17 protein-coding genes and 1 riboswitch are annotated in these 23,552 nt (G+C 48.0%); of the genes, 7 read left to right on the forward strand and 10 right to left on the reverse strand.

Annotated features, from left to right (window positions below; translation table 11 throughout):
- The first annotated feature begins 61 nt into the window (after positions 1-61).
- The 3 genes from DXB83_RS09285 to asnA all read left to right on the forward strand — a co-directional run bounded on the left by DXB83_RS09285 (position 62) and on the right by asnA (position 3,018).
- Positions 62-805 (forward strand): ThuA domain-containing protein, encoded by a 744-nt coding sequence (locus DXB83_RS09285; protein WP_022463266.1) that lies wholly within the window; start codon positions 62-64, stop codon positions 803-805.
- 133 nt (positions 806-938) lie between these two features.
- Positions 939-1,790 carry a sugar phosphate isomerase/epimerase family protein gene (locus DXB83_RS09290; protein ID WP_055219283.1) on the forward strand — a complete coding sequence of 284 codons (852 nt, stop codon included), beginning with the start codon at positions 939-941 and terminating at the stop codon, positions 1,788-1,790.
- Between the two features lie 214 nt (positions 1,791-2,004).
- On the forward strand, positions 2,005-3,018 hold the full coding sequence (gene asnA, locus DXB83_RS09295) for an aspartate--ammonia ligase (RefSeq protein ID WP_022463264.1): 1,014 nt from the start codon (positions 2,005-2,007) through the stop codon (positions 3,016-3,018).
- A 150-nt stretch (positions 3,019-3,168) separates the two neighbouring features.
- Here the strand turns inward: asnA and DXB83_RS09300 are convergent, their stop codons facing one another.
- The 7 genes from DXB83_RS09300 to DXB83_RS09330 form a co-directional block, all read right to left on the reverse strand.
- Complete coding sequence (locus DXB83_RS09300; RefSeq protein ID WP_118697499.1) at positions 3,169-6,564, reverse strand: DEAD/DEAH box helicase; 3,396 nt, start codon at positions 6,562-6,564, stop codon at positions 3,169-3,171.
- A gap of 21 nt (positions 6,565-6,585) precedes the next feature.
- Positions 6,586-7,041: a DUF2399 domain-containing protein gene (locus tag DXB83_RS09305; RefSeq protein WP_117802593.1), complete on the reverse strand. Its 456-nt coding sequence runs from the start codon at positions 7,039-7,041 to the stop codon at positions 6,586-6,588.
- 333 nt (positions 7,042-7,374) lie between these two features.
- Positions 7,375-8,568 (reverse strand): elongation factor Tu, encoded by a 1,194-nt coding sequence (gene tuf / locus DXB83_RS09310; protein WP_022463261.1) that lies wholly within the window; start codon positions 8,566-8,568, stop codon positions 7,375-7,377.
- Between the two features lie 198 nt (positions 8,569-8,766).
- Positions 8,767-10,884: an elongation factor G gene (gene fusA, locus DXB83_RS09315; protein WP_117509903.1), complete on the reverse strand. Its 2,118-nt coding sequence runs from the start codon at positions 10,882-10,884 to the stop codon at positions 8,767-8,769.
- 15 nt (positions 10,885-10,899) lie between these two features.
- Positions 10,900-11,370: a 30S ribosomal protein S7 gene (gene rpsG, locus DXB83_RS09320; RefSeq protein WP_022463259.1), complete on the reverse strand. Its 471-nt coding sequence runs from the start codon at positions 11,368-11,370 to the stop codon at positions 10,900-10,902.
- Positions 11,371-11,544: 174 nt separating this feature from the next.
- A complete protein-coding gene (gene rpsL, locus DXB83_RS09325) occupies positions 11,545-11,961 on the reverse strand; it encodes a 30S ribosomal protein S12 (RefSeq protein ID WP_022463258.1) in 417 nt (138 codons plus the stop codon).
- Between the two features lie 288 nt (positions 11,962-12,249).
- Positions 12,250-12,717 (reverse strand): hypothetical protein, encoded by a 468-nt coding sequence (locus DXB83_RS09330; protein ID WP_118697500.1) that lies wholly within the window; start codon positions 12,715-12,717, stop codon positions 12,250-12,252.
- A gap of 160 nt (positions 12,718-12,877) precedes the next feature.
- Positions 12,878-12,922: riboswitch (PreQ1 riboswitch) on the forward strand.
- 28 nt (positions 12,923-12,950) lie between these two features.
- Here DXB83_RS09330 and DXB83_RS09335 point away from each other — a divergent pair.
- Together DXB83_RS09335 and DXB83_RS09340 are read left to right on the forward strand one after the other, a co-directional pair.
- The gene (locus DXB83_RS09335; protein WP_117509905.1) at positions 12,951-13,997 is read left to right on the forward strand and encodes a nucleoside hydrolase; all 1,047 of its coding nucleotides are present in this window, start codon (positions 12,951-12,953) and stop codon (positions 13,995-13,997) included.
- Positions 13,994-14,605, forward strand: a complete 612-nt coding sequence (locus DXB83_RS09340; protein WP_022463255.1) for an ECF transporter S component — start codon at positions 13,994-13,996, stop codon at positions 14,603-14,605. The genes DXB83_RS09335 and DXB83_RS09340 overlap by 4 nt, the downstream gene beginning before the upstream one ends.
- A 152-nt stretch (positions 14,606-14,757) precedes the next feature.
- On the opposite strand, the gene DXB83_RS09345 is transcribed toward DXB83_RS09340, so the two are convergent.
- Positions 14,758-16,767: a glycoside hydrolase family 127 protein gene (locus tag DXB83_RS09345; protein ID WP_118697501.1), complete on the reverse strand. Its 2,010-nt coding sequence runs from the start codon at positions 16,765-16,767 to the stop codon at positions 14,758-14,760.
- 189 nt (positions 16,768-16,956) lie between these two features.
- On the opposite strand from DXB83_RS09345, the gene DXB83_RS09350 reads away from it, so the two are divergent.
- Complete coding sequence (locus DXB83_RS09350) at positions 16,957-17,889, forward strand: AraC family transcriptional regulator (protein ID WP_055265646.1); 933 nt, start codon at positions 16,957-16,959, stop codon at positions 17,887-17,889.
- A gap of 361 nt (positions 17,890-18,250) precedes the next feature.
- On the opposite strand, the gene DXB83_RS09355 is transcribed toward DXB83_RS09350, so the two are convergent.
- Positions 18,251-21,349 carry a hypothetical protein gene (locus DXB83_RS09355; RefSeq protein ID WP_117509908.1) on the reverse strand — a complete coding sequence of 1,033 codons (3,099 nt, stop codon included), beginning with the start codon at positions 21,347-21,349 and terminating at the stop codon, positions 18,251-18,253.
- Between the two features lie 350 nt (positions 21,350-21,699).
- Between DXB83_RS09355 and DXB83_RS09360 the strand changes: the two genes are divergently transcribed.
- Positions 21,700-22,359, forward strand: a complete 660-nt coding sequence (locus DXB83_RS09360) for a TetR/AcrR family transcriptional regulator (RefSeq protein WP_117509909.1) — start codon at positions 21,700-21,702, stop codon at positions 22,357-22,359.
- A 205-nt stretch (positions 22,360-22,564) separates the two neighbouring features.
- Here DXB83_RS09360 and DXB83_RS09365 read toward each other — a convergent pair whose 3' ends face one another.
- Positions 22,565-23,338: an SGNH/GDSL hydrolase family protein gene (locus DXB83_RS09365; RefSeq protein WP_117509910.1), complete on the reverse strand. Its 774-nt coding sequence runs from the start codon at positions 23,336-23,338 to the stop codon at positions 22,565-22,567.
- Between the last annotated feature and the right edge of the window lie 214 nt (positions 23,339-23,552).

Here is a 23,552-nt window from a genome sequence, read left to right on the forward strand (position 1 = left end):
TTTGCTATCGATAACTTTTTGAAAATGATACATTTTTTTCTTATAGAAGGAGGATGGACGAATGATACGAGTTACGGTCTGGAATGAGTTTCAGCATGAGCGAACGCAGGAGAAAGTGAAAGAGATTTATCCGGACGGGATTCACACCTGTATTGCAAAGTTTCTGAGACAAGAGGAGGAGCTTTCGGTTCGGACGGCTGTGTTTGACGAGAAGGAGCATGGGCTGACGGAAGAAGTGCTGGCAAATACCGATGTGCTGGTGTTCTGGAATCATATGCTGCAGGAGGAGTTCTCGGACGATGTGGCCGAGCGGGTTCGGCGTCATGTGCTGGCCGGAATGGGGCTGGTAGTTCTGCATTCAGGGCATTATTCCAAGATTATGCGGAAGCTTCTCGGAACAAGTATGACGCTTCGGTGGCGGCATGGGGATCGTGAGAGACTGTTCTGTACGTGTCCGACCCATCCGATCGCGCAGGGAATTCCGGCATGGGTGGATATTCCGGAGGAAGAGATGTATGGGGAGTTTTTTGATATTCCCAAACCGGATGATGTGGTATTTACGGGATGGTTTGCAGGCGGTGAGGTGTTCCGCAGCGGATGCACCTTTACACGTGGGCTGGGCAAAATTTTCTATTTTCAGCCGGGACACGAGGAATACCCCATTTACCATATGCCGGTGATTCAGAAGATTATCAAAAATGGGGTACGCTGGTGCGTTCCTGTAGTACGAAGACCGGCACCACTGGATAATGCATGGGTGAATCCATCTACGGAGGAAGTGTATCTTTCTTCACACCAAAAATAGCAGCTGCAGTTTACCGATATCTGTATCCCGTTTGATTTTTTCAAAACAGGTGTCTGATTTCACGATCAAAAATGTTCTGCAATACGCGGATGGAATCCGTGTACACATTGCATAAATCAGGAGGAAATGTTATATGAGAAAGCTTTCCGTTTTTTACGAACACATTCTACAGGCGTGTGAGCAGTCCGGTAAGACGATTCCGGAAGTGCTCGCGTTCTGCAGGGAGCAGGGAATTTCGGCTGTTGAGATGAACTACAGTCTGTTTGCATCAGAAAGAGAGGTCATTGCCCCGATGCTTTCCGATGCGGGGCTGGTGATCAGCTGTATGCATGAAACCTTTGATTTTTCCCATGATACGGATCTTGGCAGAGCACAGCAGATGCTCGATACTGCGGCATCGCAGCAGGTTTCGCGTGTCCTGTTTGTTGCAGGCGCGCTTGAAACTGCCGAAGCGGCAGAGCTTGCAGCCTGCAGCAGCACCTATGAGGCAACGAGTACTTTTATGGCCGAAAACAAATCGATTCAAAATATGGTACATGCGCTTTCCTCACTCGCCGAATATGCGGCTTTGCGTGGCGTTACGATTACCTTAGAGGACTTTGACGGTTTTTTACAGCCGTTTGCACGCACATATCCGCTGCTCTGGTTTATGGAGCACGTGCCGGGGCTGCGGTATACGCTTGATATCGGAAATTTTGCTTTCAGTGATGAGGATGTTTCGTATGCTGCCTGGCTTCTGAAGGATTATATTGTCCATGTTCACTGTAAGGATCGTGCCGAAAGCCCGCTCGTTCACGGACGTTTCTGCCGCGGCCTTGGCCAGACACCGGCCGGAACGGGATATCTGCCGATGGCAAAGCTTCTTACAGATTTAGAAGCGTGCGATTACGACGGTTATCTCGCCATCGAGCATTTCGATGCGCCGGATCAGTTATCGTTCATCGAACAGTCCGCAGCGTTTCTGCGCCAGTGGGTTTCCGAATAATTCCGCCTCTTTCATAAGCGCTCTGATTTTCGGAAAAATTCGTATTTCCGGGGAGAATTTCAGCAAAAAAATTATGTCGAAAAAATTCTTTACTATCTTTGGTTTTTTCGTATCTTTTCCTTGCTTTCCATGGAAAACATGGTAAACTAAATTTGAAGCTTTTTGAGAAGGCGTGATTCGAAAAGCAAATCTAAAACAAGAGGGTTTTAAAGTAATGGGAGAAATTATTATTCCGCAGGGTTACAAATCTGCATTAAACCTCCACGATACACAGGTGGCGATTAAAACAGTAAAGGATTATTTCCAGCACGAGCTGACACATCGTCTGCATCTGCTCCGTGTAACAGCTCCGCTTTTTGTACAGCCGGAAACCGGCTTGAATGACAATCTGAATGGCGTAGAACACCCGGTTTCTTTTGAGTTAAAGGATCAGGGTACCAAGAAAACCGCTGAAATTGTTCAGTCTCTGGCAAAATGGAAACGGTACGCGCTTCACAAATACGGCTTCTCTGAGGGAGAAGGCATCTACACCGATATGAACGCCATCCGCCAGGACGAGGTGACCGACAACATTCACTCCGTTTACGTGGATCAGTGGGACTGGGAAAAAATCATGTCCCCGGAAGAACGCAATCTTGATTTCTTAAAGAGTACCGTAAAAGATATCTATGAGGCACTGAAAAACACGGAAAAACATATGGCAGACCAGTACGACTACATCGAAACCATTCTGCCGGATGAAATTTTCTTTATCACTTCCCAGGAACTTGAGGATCGCTATCCGGATCTGACTCCAAAGGAAAGAGAGTATACAATCACCAAAGAAAAAGGTGCTGTCTTTATTATGCAGATCGGCGGCGTGCTTGCTTCCGGAGAGCGTCAGGACGGACGTTCCCCGGACTACGACGACTGGTCCTTAAACGGCGATCTGATCGTTTATTATCCAGTGCTTGACATCGCCCTTGAGCTCTCCTCCATGGGTATCCGCGTCAACGCAGATGCTCTCCGCGCCCAGTTAAAGGAGTGCGGATGCCAGTCCCGCGCGAAGCTTCCCTTCCAGAAATCTATTCTGAACGGCACTCTCCCGCAGACAATCGGCGGCGGTATCGGACAGTCCCGTATCTGTATGTTTTTCCTGCGCAAAGCGCACATCGGAGAGGTACAGTGCTCGGTATGGCCGATGGAGACACGAGAGGTGATGGATGTGATGAATATTCAGCTTCTGTAAGATTGGTTTCGAATAGACTATTACTGTAAAAGGGATACGTTTCCTGTCCGCCCGTTTTCAGGGTATGACAGAAACGTATCCCTTTTATATTTTCCTGCATTGCTGCTGCATTTCGTCCTTACATCAAATCTTTTTCTGCTTTTTGCGGTTTCAGAACCGTTCTTCCAAAAGCTCAAGCAGTTCCTCTCTCTGAAAGGATGCTGTCTTAATTTCATCACCGGAAAGGATCTCTTCCGCCAGCTCTTTTTTCCTCTGCTGAAGCTTGATGATTTTTTCCTCGATGGTTCCTTTTGCAATCAATTTGTATACCGTCACAACATTTTTCTGCCCAATACGATGTGCACGGTCTGTCGCCTGATTTTCAACTGCAACATTCCACCATGGATCGTAATGGATGACGATATCCGCGCCGGTCAGGTTCAGGCCGGTTCCGCCTGCTTTTAGGGAAATACAGAATACAGACGTGTCATCCCGGTTGAACTGTTCCACCATTTGTGCACGCTGCTCTTTTTTCGTGCTTCCCTGCAGGACAAAGTAGCTGATGCTTTCTTCCTGCAGACGCGCGGTCAGGATCTCGATCATCGAAGTGAACTGGGAGAACAGCAGGATTTTGTGGCCGGATTCCACGGCACTCTGAATCAGCTCGATGCAGAGATCGAGTTTTGCCGAACCGCCTTCGTAATTTTCGTAAACAAGCGCAGGATCACAGCAGAGCTGACGCAGCCGCGTCAGTTCAGAGAGCACCTGGAACCTGGAATCGGCAAATTCTTCCTCTGTCTGGTTCTGCAGCATAAGCGCCAGCCGCTGGGCATGTGCATGATACAGCTCCTTCTGCTTCTGTTCCATGCAGGCAGCCATATTTTTCTCAATTTTATCCGGCAGATCCTTCAGCACTTCCTTCTTCAGACGGCGCAGAATAAACGGACGGATCATCTTTTGCAGACGTTCTAATCTTTCTTCGTCGCCGTTTCGCACAATCGGAAGTTCAAACTGCTCGCGGAATTTCTGATATCCATAGAGGAATCCCGGCATCAGATAATCAAAGATGCTCCATAGTTCACTTAACTGGTTTTCTACCGGTGTTCCGGTTAATGCCAGGCGGAACGATGCATGGATCGTTTTCACAGCTTTTGCTCCCTGCGTTGCGTGATTTTTGATGAACTGCGCCTCATCAATGATCTCGCAGAAGAACGGGAGATCCTGATACAGTTCGATATCGCGGCGGAGCAAATCGTACGAGGTAATCAAAATATCCTGCATACCGGCATTTTGGATCATCTCTTTCCTCTGTTCCTGTGTGCCGGCGACGAGTCTCGTCTGCAGCTCCGGAGCAAAGCGGGCACATTCGCTCTCCCAGTTATAGACGAGAGATGCCGGTGCAACGATCAAAGAACGACGATTTGCATCTTCGGGTGCTTCCTGCATTTCAGATAAGAGAAAGGCGATGGTCTGCAGCGTCTTTCCAAGTCCCATATCATCCGCCAGAATACCGCCAAAGCCGTTCTGGCATAAGGTTTTCAGCCACCAGAATCCTGTTTTCTGATATTCACGGAGCTGTGCCTGCAGATTGTCCGGAAGTTCAAAATCGTTCTCCTCTGCAGTTTTCATATTTCGGATCAGCATACGGAACTCGCGGTTTTTCTCAACCTGAAGATCATCCTGCTCTTTTAAACGGGTATCGAGGTAGAGTGCTCGGTATTTCGGAATTGTGATCTCGCCGCTCTTCAGCTTTGCCTCGGAGATCTGCAGATTTTCCCGCAGTTCCGAGAGAACGCGGATACCGTCCTCGTCCATATCCATAAATTCACCGGTCCTCAGGCGGTAAAATTTCTTTTTCCGGTCATATTTTGAAAGAATCTCTGCCAGTTCCTCCATGCCAAAATTGCCCGGATTCAAATGAAGTTCCAGTACATTTTCTGCGAGGGATACACCGACAGAAACTTTCGGGGACGGGATGACACGGATCGCTTTTAACCGGTCAGAAACAAAAATTTCGCCCAGTTTCTGCAGATCTTCCATACCGCTGCTTAAAAACTCATACATCTCATCGGCTCCCTGGAGAAGCATCTGATGTTTCCGCGCATCATAGGCACTGAAACAAGATCGAACGAGCTGGTTTGCCGCCGCTTCTTTCCGTACATCACGGCCATGGGAAAGCTGATGGATATCGTTTGCATCTGCAAAAACATTGTATTTTTTCTCGCCATAGACAGCCAGAAGTTCGCAGGTAATCATATCATGCTGCGGCGCATCCAGATAAATCTGAAATTCCACCTGCGGCGGAAGATACTGCTGTAATTCCAGCTTTTCTTCTTTTTTTACCTTAAAATGTTCCTCCAACACCGGAAGAAGTCCCTGGCAGAAGGTCGGGATATCTTCTTTTGCAATTTCACAGACTCCGTCCGGACATCGCTCCATATATTCCAGGAAGTCGCAGACTTCTGCTATCTCTTCCCTTGGGATTCGGTAAATTGTATTTTTTTCTGAAAGAAAATACAAATATTTTCTGCCATAAAAAATGGGATCCGCATACATCTGTACCTTTAGGCCATCTGCTTTCCGTAAAAGCTTCATTTCATACTGCGGCATCCCCTCCTGGCAGTGCCACAGTTTTTCTTCTCTCCAGTTCGTACGACAAAAGAACTCCTGGCTGCCAACAGCCTCAAAAAATTCATCCATATTCTGCACAGAAATCATCACATAACGGTCATCAAAACAGGACGCATAGCTGCCGGTACCTATCTGATAGCATGAGCCGCATTCCATGGTATATGCACTCAGAAATTCTACCATCGGACGGCTTTCTTCTTCAAAAGCATCCATACAGTGCAAAAAAGAAAGCTGCGCACCGTAGCTGACCGTTTCCATATTCTTTACAGCTGCTGTCATTTTGGAAACACTTTTTAATACATACATCCTTTTGCTTCCGATTTTAAATTCTGCCCGAAAGGAATCGTCAAACTGGCTCTCCAGATGAATTTCCAGTTTAACCTGACCTGCTTTTGCTTTCGGCAGAAAAGCAACCTGATCCCGCATCACATAATGTGAAAGCAGTTCAGAAAAACCGGGGCTTGTCTCTGCTTTTGGTGTTGGTTTTACTACTTTTCTGACAATTTTATGTTCTCCCTGGAATTCTTCCATTCCTTTTTTCACGCCGACAGCACGAAGAAGCTGCTCCAGTTCCTGATGTTCTTCGTCATTTCTCACTTTTTCTTCCAGTTTTTTTCTCTCTTTTTTCCGCCATTCAAGATAGTACAGCAAAACAGCGACACAATGTTTGCACAATCCCCAGTACTGCTCATGTGCCGGACAATCACAATCATCTTCCATAATTTCAGACATTTCTTCATCTACAGAAACGCTGACACAATACATATTTTTTCCGCTTCCGTCTACGACAGCTGTAATTTTATGCAGTTGATATCCGAAAATATCCTTCATTTCCTGTACCTGAAAAGCATGCACTTTCTGTTCTTCATAAATCTTTTTTCCACGGTTATATGATACGGAATTCGTCTCCTGTTTGATGTCCGCCTTTGTAATCATGCTGGTAAAATCCTTTCTGTTCTATCTTTTCCCATCATTCACAATTCGTATTTTACAGATTCTGGTTTTGATCACATCCGGGTCAAGATCTCCACTGTAGTAAATGGGAATCCCACTCTGTACGATCAACGAAATCAGTTTTAATGCTGCATACCGCGGCTGTCCCGACGTACACAGCAGCGACACATTCTTTCCCTGCACCTGTTCCATAAGATAGCTGAATACCATTTCGTTTTCCACAATGTATACACACGTTCCGACAGGCTGTACTTCTGTAATACCCTTCAGATTTTCCATGGTAAGCACATACGGTTCCCCGCATCGGCAAAAGGCTTCATATGCCGGATGCCATATCTCCTGTTTTTTCAAACGAATTCCAAACGCATGTACCAGGGAAGAAATGTTATCCGGTACAATTCCCACGCACTGCAGCAGTTCTCTCCATTGCATTCGGTACTGATAAATAAGAGGTTTCATCAATTGCCTCCAAGTAGTCCATCTTTTTTCCTTTCTTATTCTCTTTTATTTCAACTAATAAAAATTATATCATATCCTGCTATATATGATAAGTTTCTTTTGGTTAAAAACAGAAAAACCCCGGCCGCCTTACGGCGCCGGGGTCTCTTACGTTTGAGCACAAGTATCTTTCGATACAATTATATTTTATTTCCCGCAGTGCTTTCCTCGATTTCGCTTCGCTCCATCTCGGTCGGGCTGTCGCCCTATAAATTCTCCGACTAATGCCCTTGTGTGAGCAAGCTCCCACCGGTCATTACTCTCCGAATTTGCACTGCTCATAGATAACCGAAATTAGTCGATCAGAGTAGCAACACGGCCTGATCCAACGGTACGGCCACCCTCACGGATAGCGAAGGTAAGACCCTGATCCATAGCGATCGGGTGGATCAGTTCGATGGTCATCTCAACGTTATCGCCAGGCATGCACATCTCAGTTCCTTCCGGAAGAGTGATAACACCTGTTACGTCAGTTGTACGGAAGTAGAACTGCGGACGATAGTTGTTGAAGAATGGAGTATGACGGCCACCCTCGTCTTTTGTCAGAACGTATACCTGAGCGGTAAATTTGGTATGGCAGTGAACGGTACCTGGTTTAGCCAGAACCTGTCCTCTTTCGATCTCTGTTCTCTGAACACCACGAAGCAGAGCACCGATGTTATCACCAGCCTGAGCCTCATCGAGGAGTTTACGGAACATCTCGATACCAGTTACAACAGTTTTCTTGGTCTCTTCTTTCAGACCTGCGATTTCAACTTCCTCATTCAGATGAAGAACACCAGCCTCAACACGGCCAGTAGCAACAGTACCACGACCAGTGATGGTGAATACGTCCTCTACAGGCATGATGAAATCTTTATCAGTGTCACGCTGCGGATCCGGGATCCAGCTATCTACTGCATCCATAAGCTCCATGATTTTATCTCCCCATGGGCCAGCCGGATCTTCCAGAGCTTTCAGAGCAGAACCCTGGATGATCGGAGTGTCATCTCCCGGGAAGTCATACTCGTTCAGCAGCTCACGGATCTCCATGTCTACCAGCTCAAGCAGCTCTTCGTCGTCTACCATATCGCATTTGTTCATGAATACAACGATGTAAGGTACACCTACCTGACGGGACAGAAGGATGTGCTCTTTTGTCTGAGCCATAACACCGTCTGTAGCAGCTACTACAAGGATAGCTCCGTCCATCTGTGCAGCACCAGTGATCATGTTCTTTACATAGTCAGCATGGCCTGGGCAGTCAACGTGTGCATAGTGTCTTTTCTCTGTCTGATACTCAACGTGTGCAGTAGAGATTGTGATACCACGCTCTCTCTCTTCCGGAGCTTTATCGATATCTTCGAAGTTCTCAGCAGTGTTTCCTTCTACTCTGGTAGAAAGTACTTTTGTGATAGCTGCGGTCAGAGTTGTTTTACCATGGTCAACGTGGCCGATGGTACCAATGTTACAATGCGGTTTTGTTCTTTCAAATTTAGCTTTAGCCATTTTAAAATGTCCTCCTTAAAATTGCGCCCAGTGGGCTTTTTTGAGACTAAATTGGTGGCAGGAACCCACCTGAATCGTAAACCTGCTAAGTCTGATTATATTGCATTTCTGTCCTATTTGCAAGGGAAATCTTTGAAAAAGATATACATTCAGGCTGTGCAGCCGGTAAGGACTGCACAACCAGTACGGTTTCTCAAATTATTTTGCTTTTGCAGACAGAACTTTTTCCTGTACGTTTTTCGGAACCTGCTCGTATTTATCAAAGAACATGGAGTAGTTACCACGTCCCTGAGTTTTCGAACGAAGGTCTGTTGCGTAACCGAACATTTCAGCCAGCGGTACGAATCCACGGATCATCTTTCCGCCGCCGATGTCATCCATACCCTCGATACGACCACGACGGGAGTTGATATCACCGATAACATCACCCATGTAATCTTCCGGAGTGGAAACTTCGACTTTCATGATAGGCTCAAGAAGAACCGGAGCTCCCTTCTGCATAGCTTCCTTGAATGCCAGAGAACCGGCGATGTGGAATGCCATCTCAGAAGAGTCGACCTCATGATAAGATCCGTCGTATACATTTGCATGAACGCCAACTACCGGGAAGCCTCCCAGGATACCGGCTTTCATAGCCTCTTCGATACCTTCGCCTACAGCCGGGATATACTCTTTCGGAATAGCTCCACCGACAACGGTAGACTCGAATTTGTAAATCTCTTCGCCGTTTGCATCCATAGGCTCGAATTTAACTTTACAGTGACCATACTGTCCACGTCCACCAGACTGTTTTGCATATTTGCTGTCGATGTCTGCCGGTTTGGTAATGGTCTCTTTGTATGCAACCTGCGGAGCACCTACGTTAGCCTCTACTTTGAACTCACGAAGCAGACGGTCAACGATGATTTCCAGATGCAGCTCACCCATACCAGCGATGATGGTCTGACCAGTCTCCTGATTGGTGTGTGCACGGAAGGTCGGGTCCTCCTCAGCCAGTTTTGCAAGGGACTCACCCAGTTTGCCCTGGCCTGCTTTTGTCTTAGGCTCGATAGCCAGCTCGATAACCGGCTCCGGGAACTCCATAGACTCAAGGATTACCGGATGCTGCTCGTCGCAGATGGTATCACCTGTTGTGGTGAACTTGAATCCGATTGCAGCTGCGATGTCACCGGAGTAAACTTTATCCAGCTCCATACGTTTGTTTGCATGCATCTGAAGAATACGTCCAACACGCTCTTTTTTATCTTTTGTTGCATTCAGTACGTAAGAACCGGAGTTCATAGTACCGGAGTACACACGGAAGTATGCCAGTTTACCAACGAATGGGTCTGTCATAATCTTGAATGCCAGTGCGGAGAACGGCTCGTCATCGGAAGAATGTCTTACGATCGGGTTTCCGTCCAGATCGGTACCCTCGATTGGCGGGATATCGGTCGGAGCCGGCATGTACTCAAGGATAGCGTCCAGAAGTTTCTGAACACCTTTGTTTCTGTATGCAGAACCGCAGCATACCGGTACAGCTGTACACTCGCAGGTAGCTTTACGCAGAACTGCTTTCATCTCGTCAACAGACGGGATATCATCATCCAGATAACGCATCATCAGCTCATCATCCAGCTCGCAGATCTTTTCGATCAGTTCTGTATGATACAGCTCAGCGTCGTCTTTCATATCTTCCGGAATATCAGTGATGGAGATATCATCACCCTTATCGTCGTTGTAGATGTAAGCTTTCATCTCGAACAGATCGATAATTCCCTTGAACTCATCTTCCTTACCAATTGGAAGCTGAAGGCAGATAGCATTTTTACCAAGTCTGGTCTTGATCTGATCTACAGCATTGTAGAAGTCAGCACCAAGGATGTCCATCTTGTTGATGAATGCCATACGCGGTACGTTGTAGGTATCAGCCTGACGCCATACGTTCTCAGACTGAGGCTCTACACCACCTTTTGCACAGAACACGCCGACAGCGCCGTCCAGTACACGAAGAGAACGCTCTACCTCTACGGTAAAGTCAACGTGGCCTGGGGTATCAATGATGTTGATACGGTGCTCAAGAGCGCCCGGTTTCGGCTTGCAGTTCTCTTCCAGAGTCCAGTGGCAGGTTGTAGCAGCTGAAGTAATTGTGATACCACGTTCCTGCTCCTGTTCCATCCAGTCCATGGTAGCAGTTCCTTCGTGAGTATCACCAATCTTGTAGTTAACACCGGTATAGTACAGGATACGCTCGGTCAGGGTTGTTTTACCTGCATCGATGTGAGCCATAATACCAATGTTTCTGGTTCTCTCTAATGGATATTCTCTTCCAGCCAACGGATTTTCCTCCTCTTAGAATCTGTAGTGAGCAAATGCCTTGTTAGCCTCTGCCATCTTATGAACTTCTTCTTTCTTCTTCACAGAAGCACCTGTGTTGTTAGATGCATCCAGAATCTCGTTTGCCAGTCTGTCTTCCATGGTACGCTCGCCTCTCTTACGAGAATAAGCGGTCAGCCAACGAAGGCCAAGAGCCTGACGTCTGTCCGGTCTTACCTCGATCGGTACCTGATAAGTAGCACCACCGATACGTCTTGCTTTTACTTCAAGAACCGGCATGATATTGTTCATTGCTTCTTCAAATACTTCGATTGCTGGTTTTCCAGCTTTTTCTTCTACTTTAGCAAATGCGCCGTATACGATTTTCTGGGCAACGCCTCTCTTACCATCCAGCATGATGTTGTTGATCAGCTTGGTTACCACTTTGTTATTGTATAACGGATCTGCTAAAACATCTCTTTTCTGAGTATGTCCTTTACGTGGCACGTTACTTCCCTCCTTAACCATCATTCGATTAAATCATCGGTACTCACACTTATTTGCAGTATGTCCGCGCGTGTAAATTCTCTATAAATCCGCAGCCGTGGGGATTTATGGAATAACGCACAACATTTCGCTTTTTTTGTGATACTAGATATATCTCGAACTCGTTTTACTTAATTATTTCTTTTTCGGTCTCTTAGCACCGTATTTAGAACGGGCCTGTTTTCTGTTAGCAACACCTGCAGTATCAAGTGTACCACGGATGATGTGGTATCTGGTACCTGGCAGGTCCTTAACTCTTCCTCCACGGATCAGAACAACGCTGTGCTCCTGAAGGTTGTGACCTTCTCCTGGGATGTAACTTGTTACTTCGATTCCGTTGGAAAGACGAACTCTGGCGATTTTACGAAGAGCTGAGTTAGGTTTTTTCGGTGTAGCAGTTTTAACAGCTGTGCACACACCTCTCTTCTGAGGAGAAGACATATCTGTGGATTTCTTTCTCAGAGAATTGTAGCTTTTCTGCAGTGCCGGCGCGGTAGATTTCTTTACGGAAGTCTCACGGCCTTTTCTTACTAACTGGTTGAATGTTGGCATTCCATTTCACCTCCTGATAGATTTCTCCGTGTGTCCCACGGGGTTTCATACGGCTGCTTTAGTTCAACATAATTGCTTTGCAGCTTTTGCGCGCACAAAAAACAGTCTTTTACGCACGCTCGTTTATTATAGCGTCTGTCCTTTCAAAAGTCAAGGGGGAAATTCGCAAAAAATCGCGTATTTACGCGGCTTCTGCGGATTTCCCCCATTGATGCATTACTGTGCAAAAGTATTTTTTCTTCCTATTATAATCTCACCAGATTATTTTCTGACATTTTCTGTTTTTCGTTAAAGCGGACGGTTCCTGAAGGCCGGACACGCATCACACCGCTTCGGCTTTTCCTCGCTCTGTGCATTGCCCCAGAGGTCACGCGCTTTCTCTTCGGCACACCCTTTGCACCAGGGAAACATGCGGACATTGCTGATGTAAAAGTTCTCAAAGGTTGTCTCGTCGTTGTTGATGTCAAACTGCTGCTTTCTCGACAGCTCTTCTGTATGTTCTGCAATCCAGGCCTTCTGCCCTTCGGTCGCCGGATACCCCGGTCCGCCGAGGACGTAATCCATATCGGCATGGAGATTTTCCGGTTCGCCTGGTTTGTGGAATCCTACAAATAAAATATAACCGCGGCGCAAAAGCTCCTGGATCGGCTCGTCCGTCTGGCCGTCCGAACCTAAAATCGCCCGCGCGGTCTGCGCATGAAAATTTTCTGTTTTGGGATAGAATTTCCCAGTTGGTGCTAAAAATCCATCTGCCATTTTCTTTTCTCCCATGTTCTCATTTGCTGTATGCTTTTCTATACCATAACCGATTTTTTCAAAACAGGCAAGGTTTGTTTTACTAGATTTTTTTTTTTATCTGTGCTATACTCTTTCCCGTGCATTTATGCAATCGGATTTTCCCGTCTTTTTGCGGGTGTCCGGACTGGTTCGTGAACTTCCCAGTATAAAAAACCAAGTATCTCAAAATTTTCATCAAAGGAGATTGGAAAATGAATGCAAGAAAACTGATCATCGACTGTGATCCGGGCATCGACGATTCTCTCGCCCTGATGCTTGCCGCGGCTTCGAAAGAGCTGGATCTTGTCGGCATCACCACAGTCAGCGGAAATGTACCCGCTTCTATGGGCGCTAAAAATGCCCTCAAAATTCTTTCTATGATTGGAAAACCAGATGTCCCGGTTTATGTCGGCGAGGAGACGCCTCTGGTCCGCGACTACGTGGACGCGATGGACACCCACGGCATGGACGGTCTCGGCGAATCGGGCTGGCCGGATGCCGAAGGCCTTACGCCAAACAAGGACGCTGTTTCTTTCCTGATCGAAACCTTAAAAACAACCCCTGATGTTACCATTCTTGCCCTCGGACCGATGACGAACCTTGCAAAAGTCATCTCCCGCGCACCGGAGTGCCTGACAAACCTGACGGCTCTTGTCTCCATGGGCGGAAGCTATAAGAGCCATGGAAACTGCTCCCCGGTTGCCGAGTACAATTACTGGTGCGACCCGGATGCCGCAGCCGAAGTATTCCGCGCGTTTTCCGAGCTGCCGCAGCTTGCAGGCAAAAAGCTTCATATGATCGGGCTGGATGTCACACGAAAAATTGTCCTGACGCCGAATCTTGTGGAATATATGAAATGCGTAAATCCAGGAGTCGGAACCCGCATTGAGGAGCTGACGCGCTTCTACTTTGATTTCCACTGGAAACAGGAAAAGGTCATCGGATGCGTGATCAACGATCCGCTCGCGGCCGCTTATCTTGTGGATCCGTCGCTCTGCAGCGGTTTTGATGCGTATACGCAGGTAGAAACCGGAGGCCTCTGCATCGGACAGACGGTTGTGGATGCCATGAATTTTTATCAGAAAGCACCGAACAGCCACATTCTGACGCAGGTCGATGTGCGCCGTTTCTTCCTGATGTTCTTTGAGCGCGTTCTCGGCGTGCCGCAGGAGGAATCCGCACCGGTTCTCGACCAGATTCTCACCGCACCGCCGGTCTTCCCACATGAGACGATGTTTCAGAAGGGAGGCGAGGCATGATGAATACTAACCGTACGTTAAAACTCACGACACTCGCGCTCTGCGGTGTCATCAATATTCTCGGCGGTACCATTGCTCTGCTGCTGCGTCTTCCGGTTTATCTGGACTCCATCGGAACAGTTCTGGCAGCCGCTCTGTTCGGACCTGCTGCAGGCCTCGTTCCGGGACTGATCTCCGGACTCATTTCCGGCATGACGAGTGATGTCTATGCGTTTTACTATATTCCGGTGCAGCTTGTCATCGGTCTCGTTGCCGGCCTTGTATTCCGCAGACTCCGCCCGTCCCATACGGCAGGATCCCGCAGCGAGAGTCTTTCCCTCCGCTCCATGGGCTGGAAGCTGTTTCCGGCAGCACTTGTGATCTCACTTCCGGGTACTGTGGTAAGTTCCACAATCACCGCGGTTGTTTTCGGTGGAATTACTTCCTCCGGCTCCACTGTGCTGGTGCAGCTGCTTCACAGCCTCGGTATGAATCTGACTCTCTCTGTCTGCGTTGTACAGGCCATGACAGACTTTGTGGATCGAATGATTGTCCTTGCAGTCGTCCTCGTGATTCTGCCCGCCGTTTCTTCTGCTTTCGGCAGTCTTTCTATGAGAAGCAGAAAATAATCTGTACCAATAGCACAAAGAATCCTGCAAAAAATTCACTTTCTTTTTTGCAGGATTCTCATATTTTGGCATAACAAGAACTCCGGAAAAAAGGGGAGGCTGCATCAGGAGCCATCCCTTTTCCGGAGTTTTTTATTTCTTCTTTAATAAAATCATTCACATGCGCGGATCCATACCTGCATTTCGCCCTCACCTCGGTTGTTCCACATATAATATGGAATCAGCTTCAGTTTCGTCTTTTCCTCTTCCTCTTTCTGATACAGATGATACAACGGCTGTTTTTCCGCATCGCCCAGCTTCATGCGACGTCCCTCGGCCGTTACGCTCACAAAGTGCTCGCCCAGCTCATCGGCTGCTTCTGCGGTTTTTTCACCATTCACACAGAGTTTTGTCAAATGCAGATTCTTTCCGTTGTCTGCTTCTTCCATACAGTAAACAACCGGTCCTCTTTTTACGGCAACACGGCCGGCGTCCTCGCGTACAAGCGGATTGGATGCCAAAAACTGGATTTCCATCGGGAAGTTCAGGCGGATCGTCTCACCCTTCGCCCATACTTTTGTCACATACAGATACCCGTCTTTTTCTTCCACTTCTGCGCCTTTTGGAATCTCTTTTTCATAAGAAGCACACCATCCCGGGATGCGGAATGCAAAGGTGTACGGCTCTTTGGTATCGCTCTCGCAGGTCACGGAAACATGGCCGTCCCACGGGAATTCGGAAGTGATGGATGATTTTACTTTTTCTCCTTCCACTGTTCCACCCATGTACAAGTGGACAAACAGGGTTGTGTCGTTTTCCGTGTATGCGTAAGATGCAACTGAGCTTACCGTTCTTGCCAGGTTCGGAGGGCAGCAGGCACAGCCGAACCATTTCTGACGGATCGGTTTTACATGGAATTTCCGCTCATCCTTGTGGCATGCCTCCGGCAGTACCTCCAGCGGATTGACATAGAAGAAGCTCTTTCCGTCGAGCGCCATTCCGGAGAGAACGCCATTGTAGAGGGCTAATTCCATCACATCCGCGTACTCTGCTTTTGCCTGAATCTCCAGCATGCGGCGAGCAAAGAACACAAGACCGATGGATGCACAGGTCTCTGCGTAAGCGGTATCGTTTGGCAGGTCATAGTTGAAAGAGAATGCCTCTCCTATATGAGTGGCACCGATTCCGCCGGTGACGTACATTTTCTGATGCACCATGTTGTTCCAGAGAGTTTCACAGGCTTTCAGCAGGCTCTCATCCTGCGTTGCCCTTGCCACATCCGCCATGCCGGAATAGAGATATACGGCGCGTACGGAGTGCCCCTGCACCTCATCCTGCTGACGCACCGGGCGGTTTGCCTGATTGTAGCTATATCGTTCCTCGCCCTCCGGGCAGGTCAGACCGCGCTCGATATCGTAATAGTATGGTTTTGTTCCGCGCTCGTCGATGAAGTATTTTGCAAGATCGAGATACTTCTGCTCGCCGGTCAGATCATAGAGACGCATCAGAGCCATCTCTGCAATTTCGTGACCAGGATAACCTGCTTTTTTACCCTCGCCGTGACCGAGTTTGCTGGCAATAAAGTCCGCGAAACGCTCTGCTGCTTTTAAGAGACGGTCTTTTCCGGTCGCCTGATAATAGGCTACGGCGCCTTCCGTCAGATGACCGAAGCAGTACAGCTCATGGTTGTCCTTAAGGTTTGTAAAAATCATATCCTGATCGTTGATCAGATAGTAGGTATCGAGGTATCCGTCTTCTCTCTGTGCTGCGCAGACAGCTTCAATTGCTTCATCTGCCGTTTTTTCCAGCTCCGGATCGGGATGCTGTGTCAGGGAGTACGCAACTGCCTCCACCCATTTGGTAAAATCGGTATCCTGGAACAGGAAGCCATAAAATCTTCCGTCCATTTTGCCATCCTTCGGCAGTGTCTCAAAAGTATCCAGCGGATATTTGATCTGAACAAATTTGTCTCCTTTTGCTTTCCGCTCTTTTTCAACTTCACCGGCGCGGCGGTAGTTCCGCATACAGAAGCTCGGTGCTGCTCCCGGAACATTGTCATTTAAGGCATTCCACTGATACGGAATTACTTCGGTGCGGACAAGCTCCATCTCTTTTTTCCAGAATGCATCAGTAACCTGGACTTTTGCCAGGGATAATGGTTTGCTGAAGTTTTTCTGATCCATTTTTTCGGTCTCCTTTTTCGTTGTCTTCCGCCGCCTCCTGGTTTGAAAAAGATATTTTCCTTGCTTTCAGGGATGGGAAGCGTTACACTTCTTTTGACGGCTGTTTTCCTGTTTTTCTATAGTTTTATTTTAGCAAAACGGACCGCCGTTTAAAATACAAGAATGTTTGAAAAGGTTTGAAAAAGTCATATGATCTCTGTTTTATTTCCAGATGCCGCCTGTTTTACCTACGACCTCTGCGGCAAATTCCAGTCCCCGTCCCCGGAGTGGATGCACCTGACACGGAATCTCGTCAATTTTGAACTGATGGTTGTGACGGAAGGAACGCTTTTTATCGCGGACGAACGCCGCTCTTACGAAGTCCATCCTGGCGAATATCTTCTTTTGCCTCCGACCGTCCATCAGCACGGCTCGAAAAAAGGAAGCTGCGCTTTCTACTGGCTCCATTTTATCCCTGGTATCCCATCCGCACCGATCATCGCTCCTTCTGACCCGACCGCCGGATCGGTTCTGGATGAGTTTCATGCTGCACCGCCATCCTCCTACCGCCTTGAGGACCTCGCTCCCGCCCAGCTTCCATCCAACTACCCCGAAACGTTATGCATCCCGCGCCAGGGAACGCTTTCCTCCCCGAACCGCGTCATCATCCTCATGAAGCAGCTCCAGGACACTTCCCTGCGTTTCCACAGCACGTTCCTCAACAACAGCCTGACTGCCGCTGTTCTCGGCGAAATCAACTGTCAGAGCCCCTTCTACCGCACCTACACTTCCGAAACGCAGCGGACGCAGATCCTGCAGGACATTATCAGCTACATCCAGTACCACAGCAGCGAGTCCCTCAAAGTCACCGAACTCGCCCGTTATTTCGGATACAACGACAAATACCTCTCCTCCCTCTTCCACGAGGGCACCGGGATGACGTTAAAACAATTCATCCTGAAATCCAAAACGGACAGCGCTATGGCCGAGCTGACGGACACAAATCACACGGTCTCTCAGATTGCTTATAATGTGGGATTTCAGGATGCGCATAATTTTTCCACGGCTTTCCGAAAACTCACCGGGATGACGCCGGGACAGTACCGGAAGAGTTATGGGAACCGGAAACTTTCTTTTGAATAGGACGGGAGGATACGACCCCCAGGCACCGCGGGGGGCGGACGCTCCGCTGCGCCTGGGGACCCATCTACGTTTTGGCGGACGGAAGTGATTTACTCAATGGATGGATTCACTTATTCTTTAGAAATTTACTGTTTCTTTTAGAAAATAGACATACTTTGCTCACATTTCTTCACTATACTATATCTCAGATAGTTGATGAACCACTCAAAACTATCTCCCCCCTCATTATGAAAGAGCAGCCCGCATATCCGCGGGCTGTTCTTATTTTTTGTCTTTTTGCACCCCACCTAACGTAAATGCCGCCTGCGGTCGGGGAAATATCCCGACCGCAGGCGGCCTCACAATCTACCGTGGAATCACATTACTCTTCCGCAGCTTCAATTGCTGCAGTCTCGATAATAAATTTCACGCTTCCATCCATTCCATTTGCCTTACCACTGTAAGAAGTATAAGCACATTTATCCGAATTCAGCGCCTGAATCCGATCCAGTACATCTCCCAGATCATCCTCAAAGGTACTCTTCAGCTTGCTGGTACCCTCTTCTTCAAACTTCTTCGTACCGTCAGCCAGTTCTTTCGCCCCATCGGACAGCTCGTCAATACCATCAACAACCTTGCTGCTTCCCGATTTCAGATCAGAAGCTCCGCTTGCCAGAGAAGAAGTTCCATTTGCCAGTGTAGAAGCTCCGCTCGCCAGCGTAGATGCTCCGCTTGCCAGCGTAGAAGCTCCGCTGTTCAGTTCAGAAGCTCCGCTTGCCAGGGAAGAAGTTCCATTTGCCAGTGTGGAGGCTCCGCTTGCCAGCTGGGATGCTCCGCCTGCTACCTGAGAAGCACCGCTTCTTAAGCTTCCGCTGTTTGCAGAAAGTTTTGCAGATCCATCGCTTAACTGGCTTCCCAGCTGTCCAAGACCTGCGGTCAGCTGTGTCGTGCCGCCCTGCAGAGTCGTAACACCCTCAACCAGAGCCGGTGCATTTGCTTTCAGCTGGCTTGCGCCGGAAAGCAGCGTATCATTGTAAGCACTCAGCTGAGTAAATCCTGCGTTCAATGCATTGATGCCTGCTGTTGCTTTTGCAAAACTCTCATTTGTGCTGCTGTACAGCTGGCTCACACCTGCGGACAGAGTATCGATGCCCTTGTACAGAGTGCTTCCGCCTGCATCAAGCTGTGCCACACCTGCGGTCAGTTTCTGCATTGCACCAAGATTCTGCTCAACAACTGCTTTATTATCGGTGATGGTCTGCATCTGTTTCTTCATGGTCTCAAGCTGCGGCATCAGAGCTGCAACCGTCTTCTGCAGATCACTGTATCGGCTCTTGATGTCGCTCATCTTCTGCTGCATTGCTGCAAGACCGGAGAGATCCGGGCGCTCGATTTCGAAGTTCAGTTCCGGAAGGGTAATCTGCGGAGCTGTAACCGGAGTAACCGAAACGGTTCCGGCGGAAGCGGAAACGCTGACACTTCCGATCTGGTTTCTTGCTTTACTTAAGGAATCGGCAAGCTCTGTATTTCCAGCGCTCTTAGCTGCGGAAATCTGTGCATCCAGTGTAGCTGCTGCTGCAGAGAGCTGATCATTTGCCTGTTTTGCTGCATCGGCGGATGCCTGGCTTGCTGCTGTATCAGCTGCGCTCTGTGCTGCTGCTGTTGCTTCCTGGTTCAGCTGTGCTGCTGCTCCGTCTGCCCATGCCTGAACCTGTGCTGCCATCTGGGTTCCCATCTGCGTTGCCTGATTCGTGATCTGTGCCTCCAGACCGCTTAAGTAGCTCTCAAGTCCTTTGGACAGCGTATCCATCTGGCTCATCAGCTCGTTGCCGTTTGTCATCATGCTGTTGACAGATCCTGCGATTGTGGTGTTCAGAACCCCGGAGAGTGCCTCGGTCTCGGAGATCAGGGTAGAACCGGTGCTGGTCATACCGTCTACCATCGTCAGAAGGCTCTGTACATCGGTGCTCTGCAGCTGCTCGTTCAAACTGGTCAGTCCTTCGGAGAGTTGTTTTGCTCCTGCTAAAATATCATTCTCATCTTTTCCGTCGAGTGCTGCGTTCAGTGTTGCGATTGCACTGTTTACCTCGGTCAGGCCGTCTGCCAGAGGCTGAAGCTGCTCAGCGCCTGCTGCAAGCTGTTTCTCGCCTGCTACATAAGAAGCAACGCCGTCGGACAGCTGTGTTGTTCCGTCGGTGTACTGTTTTACGCCTGCAACGACTTTATTCACACCGTTTACATACTCGGTTACGCTTCCAGTCAGCACACCGTTCTTTCCAAGATACGTCTGGATTGCTTTATTCAGGGTATCAGCGCCCTCGGTGTAGGAGTTTACGCCGCTTGCCAGGGAAGAAGCTCCGCTGCTTAAGGTGGATGCTCCGTTGGACAGGGTAGCTGCTCCGCTGTTTAAGGTAGAAGCTCCGCTGTTCAGAGTAGAAGTTCCGTTTGCCAGAGTCGATGCTCCGCTTGCCAGTGTGCCGGCTCCGCTTGCCAGTGTGCCGGCTCCGCTGTTCAGCTCGTCAGCGCCGTCTTTTAACGTTCCGATACCGTCATCCAGCTCTTTGTAGCTGTCTTTTAAAGTATCCACACCATCGGAGAGTGCCTTGGAACCGTCAACCAGTTCCATTGCAGCATCCTCAAGATCACTCAGTGCATCCTTCAGATCATCGTATCCGGTGATGTTGTCGGTATCGATGGTGTCGAGAACATCGTCAAGTGCAACGGTGAAGGTAGAATCCAGAGAGAAGTTCTCCACATCTGCAGTGATCTCCAGGCTTTCCGGCAGTTCGAAATCGCTGTCACCGGATACCAGATCTTCAAGGGAATCGGAATTTAATCCCAGGCTTTCCTGCAGGCCCGGCATACCAAATCCGATTACGATGTTTCTGCTTCCATCGGAAATGACTTTACCATTGTCGATCTTGACATTGGAGAAAGTATCCTGCGGAAGAATCATTCCGGTCATCAGGACGAATGGGGTGTACATCGTCTCTTTCTTGCCATTGATGTCAACCGTTGTCTTTGTGTTGTTTGTATAGTCAACTTTGATTTTCAGTTTTCCGCTCTTTCCGGCCAGGTCATCCGGTTTGATTTCCTTGCCGTCCAGATAATAGGTGAACTTCACGGAAACCGGAGGTTCTTTTGTGGTTGTTCCCTGATAATAGATATCCTCGCCGTCTGTCTGCCAGGTCAGCTCGTTTCCGCTCTGGGTGAACTCCTCGTCGCCCTTTACGTTTTTGATGTCCTTCAGTTCACTCTCATCTTTCAGGTTCTTTTCCGTTCCTGCGTTCTTCAGCCAGTTGGATACGGTGATCTGATCTTCCGATCCGTCTGCATTTGCATTTACATATACGGTTTCTTCTTTGGAAACCGCTGCGTCCTCTCCTGTCGCTGCATAAACCGGAGCAGCTCCCATAACAGCAGCCATACCAACAGCAAGACCAGACATCATCTGTTTTCTCAGTTTTCTGTTTCTATTCATTGTGATAAACTTCCTTTCTGTGGTTTTTATAATGGTTTTTTATGATGAAATCCAGGATCATAAGAGAAGTAAAACCCGCTCGGAGTAAGATACTGCGGGATACTGTTTCCCTCAGATCGAGGATGTTTTTCCTATGCCTTTCAATCATCTAATGTTATAACGCAAAAATGACTCTTAGTCAACATTAAATACTGCACAAAATTGACGATCGGTCATTTTTTTCTTCGTGCATAGTCACAAAAATGAGAAAATTAGTCATTTTCCCTTTGACAGTTTCCATGTATTCTAACTATAATTGTAGTTAAGTAAATGACACATGATGTGATATTTTTCAGGAAAGGAGACTCTCTGTGGGAAAAATTGACAACAACAAACAAATGAAACGTGAGTCCCTTCTGGACTCTGCTTTCTCACTTTTTATCAACAACGGCTTCAGTAAAACATCCATTTCGGATATCGTGAATAACGCCGGCGTTGCAAAAGGTACCTTCTATCTTTATTTCAAAGATAAGTACGATATTCGGAATCATCTGATTGCACATAAGGCGAGTCAGGTATTTCAGGCCGCCTACTCAGATCTGCTGCGCCACCCGGATATCCATGATTTTGAAGAGCAGGTGCTTTTTATCACCGACAATATCCTCGACCAGTTTGCCGCCAACCACAGCCTCGTGACGCTTATTTCCAAGCATCTGAGCTGGGGATTCTTCAAAAATTCTCTTACCTTTGCTCCGTTTGCCGACACGCCGGCCATCTACACTATCTATGAATCTCTGCTCTCTCATGCAGCATATACGTATCGTTCACCGGAGCTGATGTTCTATATGATTCTGGAGCTTGTAAGCGGTACAAGCTACAACGCTATCCTGTACCAGCAGCCGGTTCCGCTTGAAGAACTAAAACCGGAGCTTTACGCTGCCATCTGTGGCATTTTCAAACAGTTCCGGATCCGTAAGAAACGAAAAAACGCGGAAAATGCAGGCGCGGATCCCGCCTCACTGTTCTCGTAGAAAAGAAAGAATCCTGCTACGGCAGGATTCTCCGCCTGCGGCGGGTCGCTTTGGCGACATAATTCCACTCCGCCGCAGTGCGATCCTGCCCGGAGGGCTTTTTTAATTTACAGGAAAATTCAACGAAGTTTCCTGTAAATCAAAAAATACTTTCGCGGAATCTTTTCAAAAGAAACCACGAAAGTATTTTTATTTTCCTCTTTGCTTATACCTGCTGTTCCAGATATTCACCAATCCGCTGTTCCATCACAGGCACCAGCCACTCGGCATAGCCGGCCTTCATCGGATGAATCGGATCCTGAAGATACAGTTTTCGTTTTTCCGGGGAAACACGGTTGATTTGTTCGTCATTCCAGAAATCGATCACACCGATCTGCCATTTTTCCTGAATTTTCAGAAGCGCCTCTACCATCTTCGCGTACGGCTTGGAATCATACTGTGGATTCGTATAGAACATCACCGGGCAATGCCACGTTTCTTTTGCATATGCAATGATATACTCAATCGCGCCGCAGACAGTTTCGACATCGAAGCTCTCCAGATCGCGGGATTCCGAAATTTCACCGAGCGGGCTGTTGCGTGTTGCATCGTTAGTGGACAGCTGGCAGATAAAAAGATCCACCTGTTGCTTTGGATCAAGCCTGTCGCGCATACGCTCGATGTAGGAATCCTCACCATTATCAATCAGCGTGGTTCCGTTGACCGCTTCTTTGATGCAGGTACAGCTGTCTTTCTTCGCTATGTACTCCGCAAACGAATTGTTGTGGGCAGCAAAGCCCTTCGTCACGGAGGATCCCAAAAATACAACTGTTTTTCCTTTTAACGGACTTGTTTTTTTAAACGGAATACGGGAAACATCGTATCGGACGGAATTTCCCTTTTTAAAATAACCTGTTTTCTTATTCATGCTATATATGCCGCCGACAGCTAAGGCTGCGCCTCCCGCGGCCAGGATTCCGGCTATTATTTTTGCATCCATCGCAAAACCTCCATTATCTGATTCAATACCACTTCACAGATCCTGTCGGATCTTTTTTTCGAATACCCCTATCTTACATCATTTTTCTGAAAATGCAAGTAAACTTTGTTGTCGATTTTGTTCCGATTTTGTTAACAAAATACGGATTTTCTGTGTTCTGGTCGAATTCTGATCGATTCCGGCGATTTTTTTATTCTCTTTCCCTCAAAAACCA

The organism is Blautia sp. OM06-15AC (assembly GCF_003481425.1).
Lineage (GTDB): Bacteria > Bacillota > Clostridia > Lachnospirales > Lachnospiraceae > Fusicatenibacter > Fusicatenibacter saccharivorans.

What these genes read in the sequence shown, in the direction of transcription:
- DXB83_RS09285 (WP_022463266.1), top strand. Translation starts at nt 62, where the DNA reads ATGATACGAGTTACGGTCTGGAATGAGTTTCAGCATGAGCGAACGCAG.
- DXB83_RS09290 (WP_055219283.1), top strand. Translation starts at nt 939, where the DNA reads ATGAGAAAGCTTTCCGTTTTTTACGAACACATTCTACAGGCGTGTGAG.
- asnA (WP_022463264.1), top strand. Translation starts at nt 2,005, where the DNA reads ATGGGAGAAATTATTATTCCGCAGGGTTACAAATCTGCATTAAACCTC.
- DXB83_RS09300 (WP_118697499.1), bottom strand. Translation starts at nt 6,564, where the DNA reads ATGATTACAAAGGCGGACATCAAACAGGAGACGAATTCCGTATCATAT.
- DXB83_RS09305 (WP_117802593.1), bottom strand. Translation starts at nt 7,041, where the DNA reads ATGAAACCTCTTATTTATCAGTACCGAATGCAATGGAGAGAACTGCTG.
- tuf (WP_022463261.1), bottom strand. Translation starts at nt 8,568, where the DNA reads ATGGCTAAAGCTAAATTTGAAAGAACAAAACCGCATTGTAACATTGGT.
- rpsL (WP_022463258.1), bottom strand. Translation starts at nt 11,961, where the DNA reads ATGCCAACATTCAACCAGTTAGTAAGAAAAGGCCGTGAGACTTCCGTA.
- DXB83_RS09330 (WP_118697500.1), bottom strand. Translation starts at nt 12,717, where the DNA reads ATGGCAGATGGATTTTTAGCACCAACTGGGAAATTCTATCCCAAAACA.
- DXB83_RS09335 (WP_117509905.1), top strand. Translation starts at nt 12,951, where the DNA reads ATGAATGCAAGAAAACTGATCATCGACTGTGATCCGGGCATCGACGAT.
- DXB83_RS09340 (WP_022463255.1), top strand. Translation starts at nt 13,994, where the DNA reads ATGATGAATACTAACCGTACGTTAAAACTCACGACACTCGCGCTCTGC.
- DXB83_RS09345 (WP_118697501.1), bottom strand. Translation starts at nt 16,767, where the DNA reads ATGGATCAGAAAAACTTCAGCAAACCATTATCCCTGGCAAAAGTCCAG.
- DXB83_RS09350 (WP_055265646.1), top strand. Translation starts at nt 16,957, where the DNA reads ATGATCTCTGTTTTATTTCCAGATGCCGCCTGTTTTACCTACGACCTC.
- DXB83_RS09355 (WP_117509908.1), bottom strand. Translation starts at nt 21,349, where the DNA reads ATGAATAGAAACAGAAAACTGAGAAAACAGATGATGTCTGGTCTTGCT.
- DXB83_RS09365 (WP_117509910.1), bottom strand. Translation starts at nt 23,338, where the DNA reads ATGGATGCAAAAATAATAGCCGGAATCCTGGCCGCGGGAGGCGCAGCC.